The 17,342-nt window shown below is 72.2% G+C and carries 19 protein-coding genes; 7 read left to right on the top strand and 12 right to left on the bottom strand.

The annotated features are described in order from the left end of the window. Positions 1-112: 112 nt before the first annotated feature. The 9 genes from BM064_RS08575 to BM064_RS08605 all read right to left on the bottom strand — a co-directional run bounded on the left by BM064_RS08575 (position 113) and on the right by BM064_RS08605 (position 9,419). A complete protein-coding gene (locus BM064_RS08575; RefSeq protein ID WP_092859359.1) occupies positions 113-685 on the bottom strand; it encodes an HD domain-containing protein in 573 nt (190 codons plus the stop codon). A 270-nt stretch (positions 686-955) separates the two neighbouring features. After that, positions 956-2,377: a mannose-1-phosphate guanylyltransferase/mannose-6-phosphate isomerase gene (locus BM064_RS08580; protein WP_092859821.1), complete on the bottom strand. Its 1,422-nt coding sequence runs from the start codon at positions 2,375-2,377 to the stop codon at positions 956-958. 148 nt (positions 2,378-2,525) lie between these two features. Then, positions 2,526-3,797: a hypothetical protein gene (locus BM064_RS08585; protein ID WP_092859360.1), complete on the bottom strand. Its 1,272-nt coding sequence runs from the start codon at positions 3,795-3,797 to the stop codon at positions 2,526-2,528. A gap of 360 nt (positions 3,798-4,157) precedes the next feature. Beyond that, positions 4,158-6,131 carry an excinuclease ABC subunit UvrC gene (uvrC, locus tag BM064_RS08590; protein WP_092859361.1) on the bottom strand — a complete coding sequence of 658 codons (1,974 nt, stop codon included), beginning with the start codon at positions 6,129-6,131 and terminating at the stop codon, positions 4,158-4,160. Then, positions 6,112-6,480 carry a hypothetical protein gene (locus tag BM064_RS26820; RefSeq protein ID WP_143103288.1) on the bottom strand — a complete coding sequence of 123 codons (369 nt, stop codon included), beginning with the start codon at positions 6,478-6,480 and terminating at the stop codon, positions 6,112-6,114. Before BM064_RS26820 ends, uvrC begins: the two co-directional genes overlap by 20 nt. 7 nt (positions 6,481-6,487) lie before the next feature. Beyond that, the gene (locus BM064_RS08595) at positions 6,488-7,297 is read right to left on the bottom strand and encodes an SDR family oxidoreductase (RefSeq protein ID WP_092859362.1); all 810 of its coding nucleotides are present in this window, start codon (positions 7,295-7,297) and stop codon (positions 6,488-6,490) included. A 44-nt stretch (positions 7,298-7,341) separates the two neighbouring features. Further along, the gene (locus BM064_RS08600; RefSeq protein WP_092859363.1) at positions 7,342-8,316 is read right to left on the bottom strand and encodes a calcium/sodium antiporter; all 975 of its coding nucleotides are present in this window, start codon (positions 8,314-8,316) and stop codon (positions 7,342-7,344) included. 123 nt (positions 8,317-8,439) lie between these two features. Continuing rightward, complete coding sequence (locus BM064_RS27400) at positions 8,440-8,580, bottom strand: hypothetical protein (protein ID WP_177236191.1); 141 nt, start codon at positions 8,578-8,580, stop codon at positions 8,440-8,442. A 5-nt stretch (positions 8,581-8,585) separates the two neighbouring features. Further along, a complete protein-coding gene (locus BM064_RS08605; RefSeq protein WP_092859364.1) occupies positions 8,586-9,419 on the bottom strand; it encodes a S49 family peptidase in 834 nt (277 codons plus the stop codon). Between the two features lie 235 nt (positions 9,420-9,654). Between BM064_RS08605 and BM064_RS08610 the strand changes: the two genes are divergently transcribed. The 4 genes from BM064_RS08610 to BM064_RS08620 all read left to right on the top strand — a co-directional run bounded on the left by BM064_RS08610 (position 9,655) and on the right by BM064_RS08620 (position 11,944). Continuing rightward, the gene (locus tag BM064_RS08610; RefSeq protein ID WP_177236192.1) at positions 9,655-9,867 is read left to right on the top strand and encodes a YdcH family protein; all 213 of its coding nucleotides are present in this window, start codon (positions 9,655-9,657) and stop codon (positions 9,865-9,867) included. 150 nt (positions 9,868-10,017) lie between these two features. After that, positions 10,018-10,167, top strand: a complete 150-nt coding sequence (locus BM064_RS27405; protein ID WP_177236193.1) for a hypothetical protein — start codon at positions 10,018-10,020, stop codon at positions 10,165-10,167. A gap of 237 nt (positions 10,168-10,404) precedes the next feature. Beyond that, positions 10,405-10,866, top strand: coding sequence for a 5-(carboxyamino)imidazole ribonucleotide mutase (gene purE, locus BM064_RS08615; protein ID WP_092859823.1), 462 nt, complete (start codon positions 10,405-10,407; stop codon positions 10,864-10,866). Then, positions 10,856-11,944 carry a 5-(carboxyamino)imidazole ribonucleotide synthase gene (locus BM064_RS08620; RefSeq protein WP_092859365.1) on the top strand — a complete coding sequence of 363 codons (1,089 nt, stop codon included), beginning with the start codon at positions 10,856-10,858 and terminating at the stop codon, positions 11,942-11,944. Before purE ends, BM064_RS08620 begins: the two co-directional genes overlap by 11 nt. Here BM064_RS08620 and BM064_RS08625 read toward each other — a convergent pair. Beyond that, on the bottom strand, positions 11,928-12,221 hold the full coding sequence (locus tag BM064_RS08625) for a hypothetical protein (protein WP_092859366.1): 294 nt from the start codon (positions 12,219-12,221) through the stop codon (positions 11,928-11,930). The two genes, BM064_RS08620 and BM064_RS08625, sit on opposite strands and share 17 nt — an antisense overlap. Positions 12,222-12,343: 122 nt before the next feature. On the opposite strand from BM064_RS08625, the gene BM064_RS08630 reads away from it, so the two are divergent. Next, positions 12,344-13,267, top strand: coding sequence for a LysR substrate-binding domain-containing protein (locus BM064_RS08630; RefSeq protein WP_092859367.1), 924 nt, complete (start codon positions 12,344-12,346; stop codon positions 13,265-13,267). A 99-nt stretch (positions 13,268-13,366) separates the two neighbouring features. Here the strand turns inward: BM064_RS08630 and BM064_RS08635 are convergent, their stop codons facing one another. After that, entirely contained in the window at positions 13,367-14,116 is a 750-nt protein-coding gene (locus BM064_RS08635) for a COQ9 family protein (RefSeq protein ID WP_092859368.1), read from the bottom strand. A 134-nt stretch (positions 14,117-14,250) separates the two neighbouring features. On the opposite strand from BM064_RS08635, the gene rpsU reads away from it, so the two are divergent. Further along, complete coding sequence (gene rpsU / locus BM064_RS08640; protein ID WP_092859369.1) at positions 14,251-14,457, top strand: 30S ribosomal protein S21; 207 nt, start codon at positions 14,251-14,253, stop codon at positions 14,455-14,457. A gap of 316 nt (positions 14,458-14,773) precedes the next feature. Then, complete coding sequence (locus tag BM064_RS08645) at positions 14,774-15,655, top strand: M48 family metalloprotease (protein WP_092859370.1); 882 nt, start codon at positions 14,774-14,776, stop codon at positions 15,653-15,655. Positions 15,656-15,713: 58 nt separating this feature from the next. On the opposite strand, the gene BM064_RS08650 is transcribed toward BM064_RS08645, so the two are convergent. After that, a complete protein-coding gene (locus BM064_RS08650) occupies positions 15,714-17,147 on the bottom strand; it encodes an amidase (RefSeq protein ID WP_092859371.1) in 1,434 nt (477 codons plus the stop codon). Positions 17,148-17,342 lie beyond the last annotated feature (195 nt).

The following is a 17,342-nucleotide window of genomic DNA, read 5'->3' on the forward strand; positions in this document are numbered from 1 at the left end:
ATCCCCGCCGCCGGCCCCGGGCGGCGCCCCGGGCTCGCCCCGGGGCCTCTCCCGCCCTCGCGCCCCGCGCTTCCGCCGGGCGCCGCGCCGGCTCCGGAGCCCTCCGGACAGGCTACATCCGCGCCCGCGTCGCCGCGTCCGCCGCCTCGCGGATCGCGCGCAGCAGGGGGTGGGCGTCGGTGCGCTCGACGCCGTAGGTCAGGTTGAAGCCGTGGTCGAAGTCGGGCGGGGTCGCGCCGACAGCGTGCTGGAGGATCGTCTCCAGCTTGTCGAACCCCTTGGCGAGCCGCGCCTCCGGCGTCCGGGCGGCCGCGTATTCCTCCCACAGCCCCAGCATCTCGTGGCGCAGATCCTCGGGGAGCGGGGCGCAGAGGCTCTGCATGTCCGCCCGCTCGCGCGCCTCGCGTCCGTCGTCGGCGGCCTGCAGGACCGCGGGCACGTCGCCCGAGATCGCCTCGCCCAGGTCGTGGACCAGCGCCAGCTTCAGCAGCCGCTCGAGGTCCACGCCCGGCAGCTCGCGCGCGAAGAGCACGATCATCAGGGCGAGGCGCCAGGAATGCTCGGCCGTGCTCTCCGCCCGCCCGCCGGAGGTGAACCCCGAGCGGAGCGTGTCCTTCAGGCGCTCGGCGCCCTCCAGGAAGGCGAGGATGGCGGCGAGGCGGTCGGGGGCGATGGGCTGGGTCATGGCTGGACGATGCCTCCGCAGATCGCGGACCGGAAGGGGGCGCAAGCCCCGCCGCCCGCGCCCCGGCTCCCCCGGCCGGGCGGAGGCGGGGGTGGGCGGGCGGGAGCCTCCGGCCGGGTGGGGGAGCCGGGGCGCGGCCCGCCCTCGACGATCACGAGACCGGCCCGCCCTGGGCAGAGCCAGGGGCGGGCCGGCGATCCCCGCCCGCGCCCGGCGCGGGCGACCGGTTGCGGCCCGCGCCGGGCGCGGACCTCGAAACGCGCGCCTGCGTCAGGCGCGGGCGTAGACGTCCTCGTAGCGGATGATGTCGTCTTCGCCGAGATAGGCGCCCGACTGCACCTCGATCAGGTACATCGGCACCTTGCCCGGGTTCTCCATCCGGTGGACGGCGCCCAGCGGGATGTAGACCGACTGGTTCTCGCTCAGGAGCTTCACCTCCTCGTCCACGGTCACCTTGGCCGTGCCCTCGACCACCACCCAGTGCTCGGAGCGGTGGACGTGGCTCTGCAGGCTGAGCTGCGCGCCCGGATAGACCATGATCCGCTTCACCTGGAAGCGGCGGCCGAGGCTGAGCGTCTCGTACCACCCCCAGGGGCGGTGGAAACGCGGGAAGTCCTCGGCCTGGCCCTTGTTCTGCTGCTTGAGGGCGGAGACCGCCTCCTTCACCCGCTGGGCCTGGCGGATGTCGGCGACCACGACCGCGTCCTGCATGGCGACCGCCACGACGTTCTCGAGCCCGATGCCCACCAGCTGCACGCCGTCCGAGTCGGTGCGCAGGTAGGTGTTGGCGCAGTCGATGGCCGTGGCCCCGCCGGTGGTGGCGACCCCCTGCCCGTCCGGCCCGCTCTCGCGCCACACCGTCTCCCACGAGCCGAGGTCGTTCCAGCCCCCGTCGAAGGGCACCACCGAGAGGTTGGCCGCCTTCTCCATCACCGCGTAGTCGATGGAGATCTCGGCCGCGCCCTCGTACTCGGCCTCGCCGAGACGGAAGAAGCACAGGTCCGGCCGGCCGGCCTCGACCGAGGCGCGCACCGGGGCCATCAGCTGGGGCGCATGCTCGGCGAAGGCCGCGAGGATGGTGCGGACCGAGAACAGGAAGATGCCCGCGTTCCACAGGAAGCGGCCGGTGGCCAGCATCTCGCCCGCCTTCTCGGCGGTCGGCTTCTCGACGAAGCAGGTCAGCGGCGCGGCGGCGCCGGCGCTGGGGGCGGCGGGCAGCTCGAGGTAGCCGTAGCCGGTCTCGGGCCGGTCGGGGGTGATGCCGAAGGTGACGATGCGGCCCGCCTCGGCGGCCTCGGCCCCGACCTCGACGGCGGCGCGGAAGGCCTCGTCGTCGCGGATCACGTGGTCCGAGGGGGCCACGAGCATCAGCGCGTCAGGCTCGCCCTCCAGCGCGATGGCGGCGGCGAGCACGGCGGGGGCGGTGTTCCTCAGCGCCGGCTCGATCAGGATCTTGGAGGCGTCGCCCCCCATCTCGCCCAGCTGCTGGGTGGCGATGAAGCGGAACTCGGCGTTGGTGAGCAGCACGGGGGGCGCGTAGCCCGGGCCCGACAGGCGGCTCACGGTCTGCTGGAACAGCGAGGTCTCGCCCATCAGGGCGGAGAACTGCTTCGGATAGCTCTTGCGCGAGAGCGGCCACAGGCGGGTGCCCGAGCCGCCGCACAGGATGACCGGATAGATCTTGCGGATCATGTCGACGTTCGCCTCCGAAGGCAGGTTTTTCCACACACACGAGGTCCCCGCGCCCCCGTCCCACCGGGAGCGCAGGGACCTTGATAGCCGCTCGGGGCGGGCGGTCAAAGTTTCGGGAGCGGAGCGCGGCGGTTGGGCGCGGCGGAGCTTAGAAGAGCTTCAGAATGAAGGACACAAGCTCCCACGCGATTTCGCCCAGCCGATACATCGAGACGAGTCGCTCAATCTCATCCACCGAGCGCCCGACGCGGCGTGCGAGCTCGACTATCTGCTCGGGCCTCATGCTGCCGAAGCGGATCAGCCAGGCCAGCCGGGTCGCCAAGCGATAGAACGCGTCGCGTGCAGCTTCACCGAGGATCGGGGCGCCTTCCGTGGCGCCGGACTGATCGAGGATATCGAGGTCTTCCGCCATCTCTTCCGCGAGCGGCGGGTCCAGCGTGTCCTCGTTCTCTTCCAACAGGACCCGGTAGGCCTGTCGAGCGTCTTGCGGCGGCATCTGGGATTGGTGTTTGAACCGTTCTGCGACAAGCTCCGCAACCGCCTTCACGCCGATGCGCATGTCGATCGTGCTTTGCGCGCAGGTGTCGCGGAATGCGATCAGACGGCTATCTTCGCCCAGATCCCCCAGCGACTTCATCTCCCTCCCGATTTCGAGAGCGGCGAGGTTGAAGTCGTCGTGCAGGCGGCGAGGGTTGGCGCGATAACTGGTCAGGGCTCGGTCGAGGCGCCGGACCGTCGCCTTCAATTCTGGGACACGGTTGCCGAGACCGTCTTCACGGAAGTCGTCCAGAGCGTCGGCGACTCGGTTCACGGCATCGGCGACGATGTCGGCGTCGTCCTCGGGGACCGGAAAACTGGAGATTCGAGCCGTGCTTGACGAAAGATCGAGAACTTCGCCTTGTGGAAGCGCTGCCGCGCGCTCGGCGATCAATTCCGAGATCCGTGCGTTCAGTTCCCGCGGCGCACCTTCCCAAAGCGCGTCGGAAATCAGCGCTATGTCCCGCTCTAGGTCCCAGTCGATGGCCCCACCGCTGAGGCGCGCCTCATACCATCCGACCCAAACGTCCCAGCCATCACCGGCGTCTAGGAGTTTTCGTCTAAGATCATTCCAAAGCTCCAGTAGCTGCTGTGGTTGGCGCGTCAGCCACAGCGGCAAAAGGGCCAGCTGATCGCTGCCCTGCTCGACGTACGCTACGGTGTCTGCTTCGGCGGCGGCTTTGGCAGCATCAGTGGCATCGCGAAAAGCGTCGTCCACGGTAGAGGCCGTCGCTCTAGCGGCAGCGGCGTAAACGCAGGCTTTGGCGGCGTAAACGTGGACATTGGTTGCGACTGTGGCAGCTGCTGCGTTGGCGATAGCGGCGGCGGCAGCGTGGGCGGCGAGGACGGCGTTCTTGGCGTCCTGAGTCTTAGCCTTGGTCACGAGAGCCTCGAACTTGGCTTCGGTCGTGACTACGGCTGCGTTCGCGACCACGGCAGCCCGTTTAATACCGGCGTCATTCGAAAAAACGACACCTGCGGATGATGTATACAGTGCGCGTATGCATGGAGCTAATAGATTGGAAGGGAAGTTAGCTTCGGAGTTGGAGTCGGCCAAGACTAGAATAGGAAGTGCTTGGAGTGCAGCGCGGATTGAAAAGACTCGCGCGAAGTGCGGCGGCTGGCGCTCAAGCCAGTGTGCGACTGCATCGATGTCGCTAAACTTCGGAAGATCCGCCACTCAGTGCCCCGTTATTCAACGCCGTCGAACATAGACGGCGGGCGGGTCCGCGCAAGCGCCCCCTCACCCTTCCGGGTGGAAATGCGCCCAGACCGTCTCCGCCAGCGCCTCGCTGACGCCCTCCACCGCCTTCAGGTCTTCGATCCCGGCGCGCCCCACAGCCTTGGCGGAGCCGAAATGGGCCAGCAGGGCGCGTTTGCGGGCCGGTCCCACGCCGGCGATCTCGTCCAGCGGGTTGGCGGAGACGGCCTTGGAGCGTTTGGCGCGGTGGGTGCCGATGGCGAAGCGGTGGGCTTCGTCGCGGAGGCGCTGGATGAAATAGAGGGTGGGGCTGCGGTGGGGGAGCGCGAAAGGCGGCCTCCCCGGGGCATGGAAGATCTCCTTGCCGGCGTCGCGGTCCTCGCCCTTGGCGACGCCGAAGAGGGCGATGTCCTCGAGGCCGAGCTCGGTCATCACCCCGTGGGTGGCGGAGACCTGGCCCTGGCCGCCGTCGATCAGGAGAAGGTCCGGCCACAGGCCCTTGTCGCGGTCCGGGTCCTCCTTCAGCAGGCGGGCGAAGCGGCGGTCGAGGACCTCGCGCATCATCGCGAAGTCGTCGCCGGCGGCGCCCTCGCGCTTGATGTTGAACTTGCGGTACTGGGACTTCTCGAAGCCCTCGGGGCCGGCGACGATCATCGCGCCGACCGCGTGGGCGCCCTGGATGTGGGAGTTGTCGTAGACCTCCACCCGCCGCGGGGGGGCGTCGAGGCCGAAGCTCTCGGCCAGGCTTTCCAGCAGGGCGGTCTGGGCGGAGCTCTCGGCCAGGCGACGGGCGAGGCTCTCCTTCGCGTTCTTCAGGGCGTGTTCGACCAGCATCCGCTTCTCGCCCCGCTGGGGGACCGAGACGCGCACGCCCTTGCCGCGGCGGGTGGTCAGCGCCTCCATCAGCAGCTCGGGGTCGTCCACGGGATCGGAGAGGAGCACGCGCTTGGGCGGCTCCTTGGTGGAGTAGAACTGGACGAGGAAGCTCTCCAGGATCTCGGCCGGCTCGGCGCCGGAGCCGGTGCGGGGGTAGTAGGCGCGGTTGCCCCAGTTCTGGTGGGCGCGGAAGAAGAACACCTGAACGCAGGCCTGGCCGCCCTCCATGTGGAGCGCCACCACGTCGGCCTCGTCGACGGTCTCGGGGTTGATGCCCTGGACGGCCTGCACCTGGGTCAGGGCGCGGATGCGGTCGCGGAGCGCCGCCGCGCGCTCGAACGCCATCTCGGCGCTGGCGGCGGCCATCTCGGCGGCGAGGGTCTTCTGCACGTCGGTGCTCTCGCCCTTCAGGAAGCGCGAGGCGTCGGCGACGGTCTGGGCGTAGTCCTCCTCCGAGATGCGGCCCACGCAGGGGGCCGAGCAGCGCTTGATCTGGAACAGGAGGCAGGGGCGGGTGCGGCCCTCGAACACCGAGTCCGTGCAGGTGCGCAGCTGGAAGGCCTTCTGCAGCTGGTTGAGCGTGCGGTTGACGGCGCCGGCGGAGGCGAAGGGGCCGAAATACTTGCCCGGCTCGCGCCGCGCGCCGCGGTGCTTGCCGATCCTGGGGAACGGGTGCGCGTCGCCGATCAGCACGTTGGGGAACGACTTGTCGTCGCGCAGCAGCACGTTGAAGCGGGGCTTGAGCTGCTTGATCAGGTTCTGCTCGAGCAGCAGCGCCTCGGTCTCGGAGCTCGTGGTCAGGAACATCATCGAGGCCGTGGCCTGGATCATCCTCGCGATCCGGGCGGTGTGGCCGGTTGGGCGGGCGTAGCTCGCCACCCGCTTCTTCAGGCTGCGCGCCTTGCCGACGTAGAGCACGTTCTGCGCGGCATCGAGCATCCGGTAGACCCCGGGCGCATCGGGCAGGTGGCGCAGTTCCGCGCGGATCACCTCGGCGCCGGTTCTGGGGGCGCCTGATTTCTGGGCGCCCGGGGTTCCGGCGGCAGGAGGGGACCCCTCCGCCGGGTCGATCCCGTCGGGTTCCGTGGCGTCCCGTCCGGATTCCGGAGACGGGGCGGCGTCAGAGGGCGGCTTGTTCATGAGTCGCGTCCGGGGCTAGTCCAGCCATCTGCGGGGTGCAAGGACGAATGAATTCACCGTTCCTGTGGATAAGTGTGTGGGCATCCCTGAATGACTCTTGCTTCCCGTTGGCCGCAAAGGGTTTTTCCCTCCTGAGCCAAATTTTGGGCACATTTTCAAAGCCCTGAAAACAAAGGAGAAAAAACTTCGCCCCGGCAAATTCATGATTTTGTTTACGAATTCGTGACGATGGGGAGAGCGGCCGGGCGCGGGGTGGACAACTGTTGCGTTGCGTCAGGTTCAGGTTGCGCCCCGCCCCGTCATGGCGCGGCGGAAACGCAACCGGGAGTTGCTCGGGGCGCGGCGTCATGGCATTTTCATTCACGACCGATGACGTCCGGGGTGCGCCAGCCCAGGTGCTGGCCCGCGTCCACGGCGATCATCTGCCCGGTCACCGCGTCGGCGGAGATCAGGTAGCGCAGGGCGGCGCAGATCTCGGCCGGCGAGCCGCCGCGCTGCAGGATCGTGCCGCGGCGCTGGGCGTCGAAATGCTCCTGCGTCTGGCGGTCGCCGCGCAGGGTGGGGCCGGGGCCGATGGCGTTGACCCGGATCGCGGGGGCCAGCGCCTGGGCGGCGCTGCGGGTCAGCGCCCACAGGCCGTGCTTGGCGAGCGAGTAGGTCATGAAGGCGGGCGTCGGCTTCCACACCCGCTGGTCGGCCATGTTGACCACCAGGGCGCGGGCGACCGGCCAGCCCTCGGGGTCGGTCCCGGCGGCGGGGGCCTGGGCGGCGAAGGCCTGGGTCAGGAACAGCGGCGCGCGCAGGTTGGAGCCGAGGTGACGCTCCCAGCTCTCCGCCGTCACCGAGCCGATGGCGTCCGGCTCGAAGATCGAGGCGTTGTTGATCAGCAGCGTCAGGGGGCGGCCCAGCGCCTCGGCCGCGCGGGGGACGAGGGCGTCGACCTGGGCTGCGTCGAGCAGGTCGGCGGGCAGCACCGCGGCGCGGCGGCCGGCGGCCTCGACCGCGGCGGCGGCCTCGTCGGCGCCCGCGCGCGAGGACATGCAGTGCAGGGCCACGTCCCAGCCCATCTCGCCCAGGCTCCGCGCCATGGCGGCGCCCAGCCGGCGGCCGGCGCCGGTGATCAGCGCGGCCCCGGGCGCGAGGCCTGCGGTCGTCTCCTGCGTCATCTCTTTCCCCCTGTCCGAAGGGGCGGCGCCGGACCCCATGGGGATCAGATCGCGACGGTCAGCGCCACCCATGCGTAGAGGACATAGAGCGCGGTCATCCCCGCGCCCATCCACCGCGCGATGGGAAACCATCCCGCGACGAAGGGGGCCAGCAGGGCGGCGGCGGCGATCATCACCCACAGGTCGATGGTCAGGATCGCCTGGGGCACTTCCAGCGGGCCGAAGAAGCTCGCCACGCCCATGATCGCGAGAATGTTGAAGATGTTCGAGCCGATCACGTTTCCGAGCGCGACGTCCGCCTGGCGGCGCAGCGCGGCCATGATCGTGGTGGCGAGCTCGGGCAGCGAGGTGCCCAGCGCCACCAGCGTCAGGCCGATCGCGGCCTCGGAGACGCCGGCGGCCAGCGCCACGCCCCGCGCGCCCTCGATCAGCAGGTGAGCGCCCAGCGGCAGGCCGGCGAGGCCCAGCGCCAGGAACAGGGCGATCTTCCAGACCGCCATGTGGGGGTCCGCCTCGGCGATCTCCTCGGGCAGGTCGTCCTCGACGATCTCGCCGGCGGCGGCGGCCTCGCGCCGGTGGTCGCGGGCGGTGCGCCAGGCGTCCCACAGCACCGCCGACAGCAGCGCCAGCAGCAGGATCCCCTGCGGCCAGTCCAGCGGCCCCATCCACAGCAGGGCGGCGAACAGCAGCGTGGCCGCGCCCATCATCATGTAGTTGCGCCGCGTGTCGCAGTCGCGCGCGTCGATGGGCTTGAGCATCGCCGGCAGGCCCAGCACCAGCATCACGTTGGCGATGTTGGACCCGACGACGTTGCCGAAGGCGATGCCCGGCGCGTCGTCCAGCGCCGCCTGGATCGAGATCAGCAGCTCGGGCGCCGAGGTCCCGAAGGCCACGATGGTCAGCGACACCAGCAGGGCCGGGATTCCCAGCCTCAGCGCCAGCGCCACCGCGCCCCGCACCAGCGCGTCGCCCGCCCCCAGGAGGATGGCGAGCCCGACGACCGCGATGACGAGGTCCATGAACTTCCTTTCGCGCTGGCTGCGGCTGGCGGCCCCTCCATATGGGGGCGGCCCGGGCGAATTGAACGGGGCGGGGGCTGGGTCGTGGCGGCAGGTCGCGGCCCGCGGGAGGGCGGGCGCCGCTCAGTCGCGCCGGTCCGGCGGCCGGGGCCGCCGCCCGAACAGCCGCCTGCGGCCCGCGCCGTCGCCCGCGCGCGGGCGGCCGAAGATCAGCACGATCGCGGCCATGATCACGAGGAAGAGAAGCGCGAGTTTCGCGAGCATCCGGCCTAGATCCCCAGCCGCGCCCACATGGCCTGGGTCTCGAGCTGGGCGGCCGCGGCGGCGGCGGCGTCGGCCGCCACGCCGTTGGGGCCGTTGACCAGTCCCAGGCGCTGGCCCAGCGCGCGGCGGGGCCCGTATTCCTTGAACTTCACCTTCTCGCCCAGCTTGTCGCGCATCACCGAGGGCAGGTGGCCGATGCCGTCGGCAAGGCCCAGCTCGGTGGCGCGCGCGCCGGTCCAGAACTCGCCCGTGAACAGGTCGATGTCGGCCAGCCGCGCGCCGCGACGCTCGCGCACATGGGTCTGGAACAGGGTGTGGATCTGGTCCTGCATCTCGCGCAGGGTCGCCACGTCCTCCTCCCGCTCCGGCTGGAACGGGTCGAGGATCGCCTTGCGGGCGCCGGCGGTGTGCACCCGCCGCTCGACCCCCACCTTGGCGATCGCCTGGTGGAAGCCGAAGCCGGCCGAGATCACCCCGATCGAGCCGATGATCGAGGCGCCGTCGACCCAGATCTCGTCCGCCGCGCAGGCCAGCCAGTAGCCGCCCGAGGCGGCCGCGTCCTCGCAGAAGGCGTAGACGGGAACCTTGGTCTCGTCCGCCAGGCGCCGGATGCGGCTGGCGATCAGCCCCGACTGCACCGCCGAGCCGCCGGGCGAGTTCACCGCCAGCGCCACCGCCGCGGGCTTGGTTCCGAAGGCGGATTCGAGCGCGGGGCCGATGAACTCGTCGCTCAGCGACGAGGCCATGCGCCCCGGCATTCCGATCGGGCCATAGAGGCGAACCACGGAAACGCGGGGCGGGCGGCGCATCAGGCGCGAGAGGTTGGTTCGCAGGGTCATTGCGATCTACTTAGATTGGCGCCGGTTCCCCGGCAACCACGCCGCGCGCGCCGTCGCGGGCGAAGTCGTCGCGGGCTGCAACCGACGCGGGTCCCGCAAGCGGCCCGATGCGCGGTCTTGTCGGCATTCCGGGGCCGCTCATATTCCGCTTCCCTTGTCTGGCGCGGCCGCATGGCTAGAATGCGCGGGTCCGCGGCGCGGCCTTCCCGCGCGCGCCGCCGGCTGCGGAGCGCCGATGACCCATCTGATGAGCCGCGAGGAGCTGCTGACCCACGAACTCGAGCGCCTGCGCGCCGAGCACGGGGATCTCGACGCCGCCATCGAGGCGATGCAGGGCAACCCCCTGTCAGACCAGCTCGCGATGCGGCGGCTGAAGAAGCGCAAGCTGGCGCTGAAGGACCAGATCACGCGGATCGAGGACGAACTGTTCCCCGACATCATCGCCTGACGCCCCGCGGGCGTCAGGCCCGCCGCCTGCCGGACCGCCTGGCCCCCGACGCTGCGCCCGCACCCTGTCACGCGGACGTCACGCCGCCTGTGCGAATCCCTGTCCTGCCGGCGGGGACGGGCCCCGGACGGCGGTACGGGAGACAGGGACATGGCCTTCGACGCCTCCGACTTCGACCGCTTCGACTTCGCCGCCGCCGAGACCGCGGACGAGCCCTTCGAGTCCTCCGAGCGTTTCGCGCCCCAGAGCGAGGCGCCCATCGAGTGGGACGCCGCCGGCGGCGTCTCGATCGCCTTCTGATCCCGCTTCTTCCGCTCGCCTGCGCCCCCGCGCCGGCGTGACAGACGCCGCCCCGTCCGCTATGCGGCCTCAAGGCGGCCCCGGCGCCGTCTCCGCCCCGCAAAGAGGTGACGCATGGCGCAGGACCCCGACCAGACCGATCTCGACCCCGACGTCGATACGGACGAGACCCTGGAGACCCTCGAGGAGGAGGCCACGCTGGCCGCCGAGGAGGTCCCGCCCCTGGTCGGCGTGGTGATGGGCTCGCAGAGCGACTGGCCCACGATGTCCGCGGCCCGCGACGTGCTGGTCGCCATGGGCGTGCCGCACGAGATCCGCATCGTCTCCGCCCACCGCACCCCCGACCGCCTGTTCGCCTATGCCGAGGCCGCGGCCGACCGCGGGTTGCGCGCGATCATCGCCGGCGCCGGCGGGGCCGCGCACCTGCCCGGCATGCTGGCCGCCAAGACCCGGGTGCCGGTGCTGGGCGTGCCGGTGCGCTCGAAGGCGCTGTCGGGCCTCGACAGCCTGCTCTCCATCGTCCAGATGCCCCGCGGCGTGCCGGTCGGCACGCTCGCCATCGGCGAGGCGGGGGCCGCCAACGCCGCCCTGCTGGCGGTGGCGATGCTGGCGACCACCGACCCCGAGCTCGCCGAGCGGCTGGAGATCCTGCGCGAGGCGCAGACCGAGGGCGTGGCCGAGGAACCCCATGACGACTGAGCCGACCGCCGAGCCCATCGCTCCGGGCGGCACCCTGGGCATTCTCGGCGGCGGCCAGCTCGCCCGGATGCTGTCGATGGCGGCCGCGCGCCTGGGCATCCGCTGCGTGATCCTCGCGCCCGAGGCCGAGCCCTGCGCCGGCGACGTCGCCCACCGGGTGATCCGCGCCGACTACGCCGACCCCGAGGCCCACAGGGAGCTCGCCGCCGCCTGCGCCGCGGTGACCTACGAATTCGAGAATGTCCCCGTCGACGCCGCCCGCGCCCTGCAGGCGCTGGTCCCCGTGCGCCCCGGGCCGAAGGCGCTGGAGATCGCCCAGGACCGCGTTCCGGAGAAGGATTTTCTCAACGGCATCGGGCTTTCGACGGCGCCCTATCGGGCGGTGGATTCAGAGGCGGAGCTGGCTGCGGCCTTCGCCGACCTCGGCGGCCCGGCGATCCTGAAGACCCGCCGACTGGGCTACGACGGCAAGGGCCAGGCCCGGCTGAACGGGCCCGCGGACGTCCCCGCCGCCTGGGCCGCCGTCGCCGGGGCGCCGAGCGTGCTGGAGGGCTTCGTCCCCTTCCGCCGCGAGGTCTCGGTGATCGCCGCCCGCAGCCTGACCGGCGAGGTGGTGGCCTTCGACCCGGCCGAGAACGTGCATGCCGAGGGCATCCTGCGCACCTCGATTGTCCCCTCGGGCCTGACCGCCATGCGCCGCACCGATGCGGTGCTGGCGGCCGGCAAGATCCTGCAGGCGCTCGATTACGTGGGCGTGATCGGGGTGGAGTTCTTCGAGACCGCCCAGGGCCTCGTGGTCAACGAGATCGCGCCGCGGGTGCACAACACCGGGCACTGGACTCTGGACGCCTGCCTCGTCGACCAGTTCGAGCAGCACGTGCGCGCCGTCTGCGGCTGGCCGCTGGGCGACGGCGCCCGGCACTCGGACGCGGTGATGAGCAACCTGATCGGCGACGACGCCTCCGACTGGAGGGCGCTCGCCGCCGATCCGGGGGGACGCCTGCATCTCTACGGCAAGGGCGAGGCCCGCCCCGGCCGCAAGATGGGGCACGTCACGCGGCTCACGCCCCGAAGCTGAGGCGCAGCAGGCGCCGGCCGAACGGCGACGCCGGGCGGCGGGCGCGCGCCGCGTCGTCCCGGTAGGCCGCCGCCTCCCGGGCGCGCGCCTTCAGCTCGGCCCGGGCGCGGGCCTTGGCCTGCCGACGCGCCTCCTCCTGCTCGAGCGCCCGCGCCGCGTGGGCCAGCGCGTCCGCCTGCCGGCGGGCCATCGCCGCCCGCTCGCTGGCGGAGGGGATGGATTCGTAGGCGTCCCGAAAGGTCGCGACGCGGATCGTCTCGTTCAGGATCTGAAACATCTGCTGCTCCATCGCGGGGGGGGCGTCGAGCGTCGGCGCCGGGTTTCGATACGTGACAGATGCGGCTGCGGGCGTGAGAATGCGACTCAGGAAAAAACGCGACCTGTAAGCTGGGGTTTCAGATGAGCCGGCCCGCCCCGCTCCCCTCCCTGACCGCGCTGCGCGCCTTCGAGGCGGCGGCGAGGACGCTGAGCTTCTCCGAGGCGGGGCGGGAGATGAACGTCTCCCACGCCGCGGTGGCGCAGAGCGTGCGCAAGCTGGAGGCGGAGCTGGGCCGGCCGCTGCTGCGCCGCGCCGGCCGCGGGCTGGCGCTGACCGCCGACGGGGCGCTGCTGGCGCGCGGGGTGACGGAGGGCTTCGACCGCATCCGCGCCACGCTGGAGGCCTTCGAGGAGGAGGACGCCGCCCGCCCGGTGCGCGTCACCCTGACCCCGAATTTCGCGGTGGGCTTCCTGATCCCCCGCCTCGGCGGCTTCCGCCGGGCGCATCCGGAGGTGCAGCTCGACATCGACCCCTCGGCCCGGGTGGTGGACCTGGCGGAGGAACGCATGGACCTCGCCATCCGCTACGGCGCCGGCGGCTGGCCGGGGGTGGAGAGCCGGCTGCTGGTGCCCAGCCCGCGGATCATCACCGCCGCGCCCTCGCTGATCGCGGGGCGCGAGGTGCGCCGCTACGAGGATCTGGCCGCCTTCCCCTGGCTGCAGGAGCAGGGGACGGAGGAGATGACCCGCTGGCTGGCCGAGAAGGGCGTGACCGGGCTTCACGGGGTCGGGGGGGCCTACCTGCCGGGCTACATGATCCACCCGGCGCTGCTCGACGGCCAGGGGGTGGCGCTCTCGGGCAAGGTCTTCGTGCAGGCGGATCTCGACGCCGGGCGGCTGGTGAAGCTGTTCGAGGACGAGGATCCCGACGGCCGCCTCGGCTACCACATCGTGCGTCGCCCGGGGCCGGAGCGGCCGGGCGTGCAGGCCTTCACCCGCTGGCTGCGGCGCGAGGCGGCCCGGCCCGGCGGCGCGGGGACCATGGCGCTGTCCGGGCGGACCTGAGCGCCGGGCCCATGGGCGCCCGGACGTGCGGACGCCCCAGAGCGGGGCCCGGGGCGTTCGGCAAGCGCGCGGCGGAGTTGCGCCCGGCCGGCGCCCGGCTCAGTTCCCGGCGCGGCGGCGCGGGGCGGCCTTCAGCCCGCGGGAGATCGCCTCGACGCCCGAGCTCGCCGCCCGGCCCAGCGGATTGGCGCGCATCCGGGCCTTGGCCTTCTCGATCTTCATCACGTCCGAGATGCGCCGGTCGAGGTAGCCCCAGGTGTCGGCATGATCCTCGGAGTCGTCGGCCAGCCAGTAGAGCACGGTCGAGGAGATCACCGCCGACAGGGTGGCGCGCTTGGAATACCAGTTGAAGTCGTCGCTCTCGTCGCCGAGCGCGGTCCAGATCGCGTCCGCCGTGCCCCAGACCAGGCGCGCCCCGCGGGCGGCGTTGGTGGGCAGCGCGAACAGCGAGGCGGCGCGGCGCACGGCCTCCTTCTCGGTGGGGCCGGAGACCGATTCCAGCCGCAGCCGGATCGCCAGCGTGATGCGCGCGGTCATGCCCATGGCGCTCAGCGGCTCGCGCGCCAGCGCCTCCAGCATCCGGCGGTCGCCGAGCTGGTGGAAGGCGGCGGCGGCGTCGACGCCCGCGGGAAAGGCCATGCGGGCCACGTCCTCGGGCACGTCGGCGTCCACCGCGGCCATGTCGATGGCGGCGCGGGACCAGCCGTCGAACTCCACGTGTTCGGGCAGTCTTTCCAGCAGCTTGGCGCGCACCGCGTCGAGGCCGGAGGGCTCCTGCGCGGGCGCGCTCGGGGCGCCCGCGGGGGCGGCGCCGGCGCCGGCGGGGGCGTCGTGTTCGGGCAGGGACATGGTCGCTCCTCTCTGTCGACGCCCCATCAGATACGCCGTCGGGCCGCCGCGGCAAGGGCTGTGGACAGGTCCGGGAGGCGTTGATATAAGGCGCGCTCCTGCGGCCAGACAGCTATGAAAGGTGGTGAGTACCCGTGCAGGTTATGGTCCGCGACAACAATGTCGACCAGGCGCTCCGCGCGCTGAAGAAGAAGATGCAGCGCGAAGGCGTGTTTCGTGAGATGAAGCTTCGTCAGCACTATGAGAAGCCGTCCGTGAAGCGTGCCCGCGAGCAGGCCGAAGCGATCCGTCGCGCCCGCAAGCTCGCGCGCAAGAAGGCGCAGCGCGAAGGACTGCTGTAAGGCTCACGCCTGAATTCGGAGAGCGTCGCGCCACAGGCGCGCGCCCCCGGGGGAGCTGCGCCGACGGCGCACGCCCCGCCTGAAAACTGGAACCCCCGGGCCCGGCCCGGGGGTTTTTCATTGCGCGCCCGCCAGGCGGCTTGCGTTTCCACGGGCCGGAGCTCTCTCTATCGTGAGCGGGCCCGCGCGGCGGAGAGCGCCCGCGCGGGCGTGGCAGGGCCGACGGCGCGCGGCTTCACGACCTCGCCTCCCGGGCGTCCAGTTTTCGCCCTTCCGCGACTGGAAGCTCCGCGCTGAAACGGACAGGAGGACCCCCATGAACGCCCCGCGCCTGATTCTCAGCGCCTTCGTGGCCTTCGGCCTCGCGTCCTGCGGAACCCCGCAGGGCGGCGGCGCCCCCGGGCCGCGGCCCGCCTCGGCCCAGCAGGCCGAGCGCCAGCAGTCGCAGCAGATCCTCGCCGAGCTGCAGCAGAAGAACATGCTGATCGGCGGCGACCGGGTGAACGGCTACGTCGACCAGATCACCGCGCGCATCGACGCCGCCCGGCCCCGCAACGCCAGCCGGCTGCGCACCTACATCATCAAGGACGCCGCGGCGAACGCCTTCACCTCGGGCGCGGGCTACGTGTTCATCCACGCCGGCCTGCTGGCCACGATGGAGAACGAGGCGCAGCTCGCCATGGTGCTCGCCCACGAGATCGCCCACGAGGACCTGGGCCATGTCTCCGCCGGCATGGCGCAGCGCCAGAACGTGGCCATCGGCCAGGCGCTGGCCGGCATCGGCGGCGCCCTGCTGGGCGTGCCGGGCGAGCTGACCAACCTGGTGGCGGGCGTCGGCGGCCAGGCCTACTACGCCGACTTCTCGCGCGAGCAGGAGCGCGCGGCCGACGAGCTCGGGATGAAGTACCTGGTCGCGGCCGGCTACGACGGCATCGCCGGCGCCAAGAGCTTCCAGGTCATGCGCCGGATGTACGGGGACAACACCAGCTTCCTGTCGACCCACCCCGGGACCACCGACCGCCAGCGCACGCTCGAGGCGGAGGCCCGCCAGCTCGGCGGCGCCAAGGGCCGCGTGGCGCAGGACGAATACCTCAGGAAGACCAACCCCGTGCGCAAGATGGCCATCAAGGTCTACGAGCAGAACAACCGCAACGCCGAGCTGCAGCAGGCCCGCAGCAACCTGCGCGCCGCCCGCTGAGCCGGCCCCCCTCCGGAAACCCGACCGCCGGCCGCCCCTCGCGGCCGGCGGTCCGCGTTCAGGCGCGGGGCGCGCCCGCCGGGTCGACCGGCGCGAACGGCCCCTGCGCCCGCTCCAGCGCCGCGCCGGCGGCGAGCAGCAGCGGCTCGCCGAAGCGGGCCGAGAGGAGCTGCACCCCGGTCGGCAGCCCCTCCTCGATCCCCATCGGCACCGAGAGGCCCGGCAGCCCGATGATCGGCGGCGCGGCGGCGGGGACCTGGCTGCGGAAGAACGCCTCGTAGTCCGTCTGCGGGTCGACGTCGGCGCCCGCGGGATGCGGCCGCGCCCAGGAGGTCGCGGTCAGCAGCAAGGGGGCCTTCTCGAAGAAGGCCTGCCACTCGCGCAGCAGGGTCGAGCGGCGGCCGAGCAGCGCGAGGAACCCGCCCGGATCGGTCGGCATGAGGTCGCGCAGCACGCCGTGGGCGCGCTCGGTCTGGATGCGGATGGCGGCGTCGCCGTGTGTCTCGACCACCGGCCAGAGGGTGGCGTAGAGCTCGGCCCCCAGCATCAGCCGCCAGTAGTCGCCCAGCTCCAGCAGGGAGGGCGGGGGGACGTCGACGATCTCGTATCCGGCCTCGGCGAGGATGCGCGCGGCGCGGCGGATGGCGTGGGTGACCGAGGGGTGGGTGGCGCAGCCCTCGCCCGATTCCAGCACCGCCACCCGGCAGGGCCGGCGGGCGTCGGAGCCGCGCAGCCGCGGCGCCGCCACCTGCCAGACGTCGCGCGCATCGGGCAGGCAGAGCGCGCGCAGCGCCAGGGCCGCGTCCTCGACCGAGCGGGTCAGCGGCCCCTGGACCGAGGCCATCTGGCTCACGATCGGCCGCTCCGCCGCCTGGGAGGGGTTGAAGGCGCCGGTCAGCCCCGAGGTCGGCCGCAGCCCCACCAGCCCGCAGCAATAGGCCGGGTAGCGGATCGAGCCGCCGAGGTCGTTGCCGTGCCCCACCGCCCCGATCCCCGCCGCCGTCGCCGCGGCCGCCCCGCCGGAGGAGCCGCCGGGCGTCAGCGCCGGGTCGTAGGGGTTGAGCGTGGCGCCGTGCAGGTCGTTGTCGGTGAACCAGCGCATCGAGAAGCAGGGCGTGTTGGTGCGCCCCACGATCACCGCCCCCGCCGCCTTCAGCGCCCGCACCACCGAGCCGTCTGCCGGGGCGGTCAGGTCCCGGAAGGCCACGACCCCGTTGGTCGTGGGCCGCCCGCCGTAGTCGACGTTGATCTTCACCGTCACCGGCACGCCGTGCAGCGGCCCCACGGCGTCGCCCCGGCGCAGGGCCTTCTCGGCGGCCTCGGCGGCGGCGAGGGCCTCCTCGTGCAGGGGATCGACCACGGCGTTGATCGCGGGGTTCGCGGCGTCGAGCCGGGCCAGCGCGCTGCGCGTCGCCTCCACCGCCCCGATGCGCCCGGCGGCGATCCCGCGCGCTAGGTCCCCCGCGGTCCAGGTCCAGAGGTCGTCGGTCATCGCGGGGCTCCTGTTCGGCGGGGGCTCCGCCATGGGTTCCACCCCGGGCGCGCGGTTTCAAGCGGGACGCGACGTCGGTCGCGGCGGCGCGGGGCGCCGGCCGGGCGTCCGAAACGAAAAGGACCGACGCCGGCGCCGTGGGGCGGCCCGCGTCGGTCCCTGTCGATGTCGCGCCGGGTCCCGCGAGGGGCCCGG

This window comes from Albimonas pacifica (genome assembly GCF_900113695.1).
Lineage (GTDB): Bacteria > Pseudomonadota > Alphaproteobacteria > Rhodobacterales > Rhodobacteraceae > Albimonas > Albimonas pacifica.

What these genes read in the sequence shown, in the direction of transcription:
- uvrC (WP_092859361.1), bottom strand. Translation starts at nt 6,131, where the DNA reads ATGAACAAGCCGCCCTCTGACGCCGCCCCGTCTCCGGAATCCGGACGG.
- BM064_RS26820 (WP_143103288.1), bottom strand. Translation starts at nt 6,480, where the DNA reads ATGACGCCGCGCCCCGAGCAACTCCCGGTTGCGTTTCCGCCGCGCCAT.
- BM064_RS08650 (WP_092859371.1), bottom strand. Translation starts at nt 17,147, where the DNA reads ATGACCGACGACCTCTGGACCTGGACCGCGGGGGACCTAGCGCGCGGG.
- BM064_RS08600 (WP_092859363.1), bottom strand. Translation starts at nt 8,316, where the DNA reads ATGGACCTCGTCATCGCGGTCGTCGGGCTCGCCATCCTCCTGGGGGCG.
- BM064_RS08605 (WP_092859364.1), bottom strand. Translation starts at nt 9,419, where the DNA reads ATGACCCTGCGAACCAACCTCTCGCGCCTGATGCGCCGCCCGCCCCGC.
- BM064_RS27400 (WP_177236191.1), bottom strand. Translation starts at nt 8,580, where the DNA reads ATGCTCGCGAAACTCGCGCTTCTCTTCCTCGTGATCATGGCCGCGATC.
- BM064_RS08595 (WP_092859362.1), bottom strand. Translation starts at nt 7,297, where the DNA reads ATGACGCAGGAGACGACCGCAGGCCTCGCGCCCGGGGCCGCGCTGATC.
- BM064_RS08645 (WP_092859370.1), top strand. Translation starts at nt 14,774, where the DNA reads ATGAACGCCCCGCGCCTGATTCTCAGCGCCTTCGTGGCCTTCGGCCTC.
- BM064_RS08635 (WP_092859368.1), bottom strand. Translation starts at nt 14,116, where the DNA reads ATGTCCCTGCCCGAACACGACGCCCCCGCCGGCGCCGGCGCCGCCCCC.
- BM064_RS08625 (WP_092859366.1), bottom strand. Translation starts at nt 12,221, where the DNA reads ATGTTTCAGATCCTGAACGAGACGATCCGCGTCGCGACCTTTCGGGAC.
- BM064_RS08630 (WP_092859367.1), top strand. Translation starts at nt 12,344, where the DNA reads ATGAGCCGGCCCGCCCCGCTCCCCTCCCTGACCGCGCTGCGCGCCTTC.
- BM064_RS08610 (WP_177236192.1), top strand. Translation starts at nt 9,655, where the DNA reads ATGACCCATCTGATGAGCCGCGAGGAGCTGCTGACCCACGAACTCGAG.
- BM064_RS08580 (WP_092859821.1), bottom strand. Translation starts at nt 2,377, where the DNA reads ATGATCCGCAAGATCTATCCGGTCATCCTGTGCGGCGGCTCGGGCACC.
- purE (WP_092859823.1), top strand. Translation starts at nt 10,405, where the DNA reads ATGGGCTCGCAGAGCGACTGGCCCACGATGTCCGCGGCCCGCGACGTG.
- BM064_RS08620 (WP_092859365.1), top strand. Translation starts at nt 10,856, where the DNA reads ATGACGACTGAGCCGACCGCCGAGCCCATCGCTCCGGGCGGCACCCTG.
- BM064_RS27405 (WP_177236193.1), top strand. Translation starts at nt 10,018, where the DNA reads ATGGCCTTCGACGCCTCCGACTTCGACCGCTTCGACTTCGCCGCCGCC.
- BM064_RS08575 (WP_092859359.1), bottom strand. Translation starts at nt 685, where the DNA reads ATGACCCAGCCCATCGCCCCCGACCGCCTCGCCGCCATCCTCGCCTTC.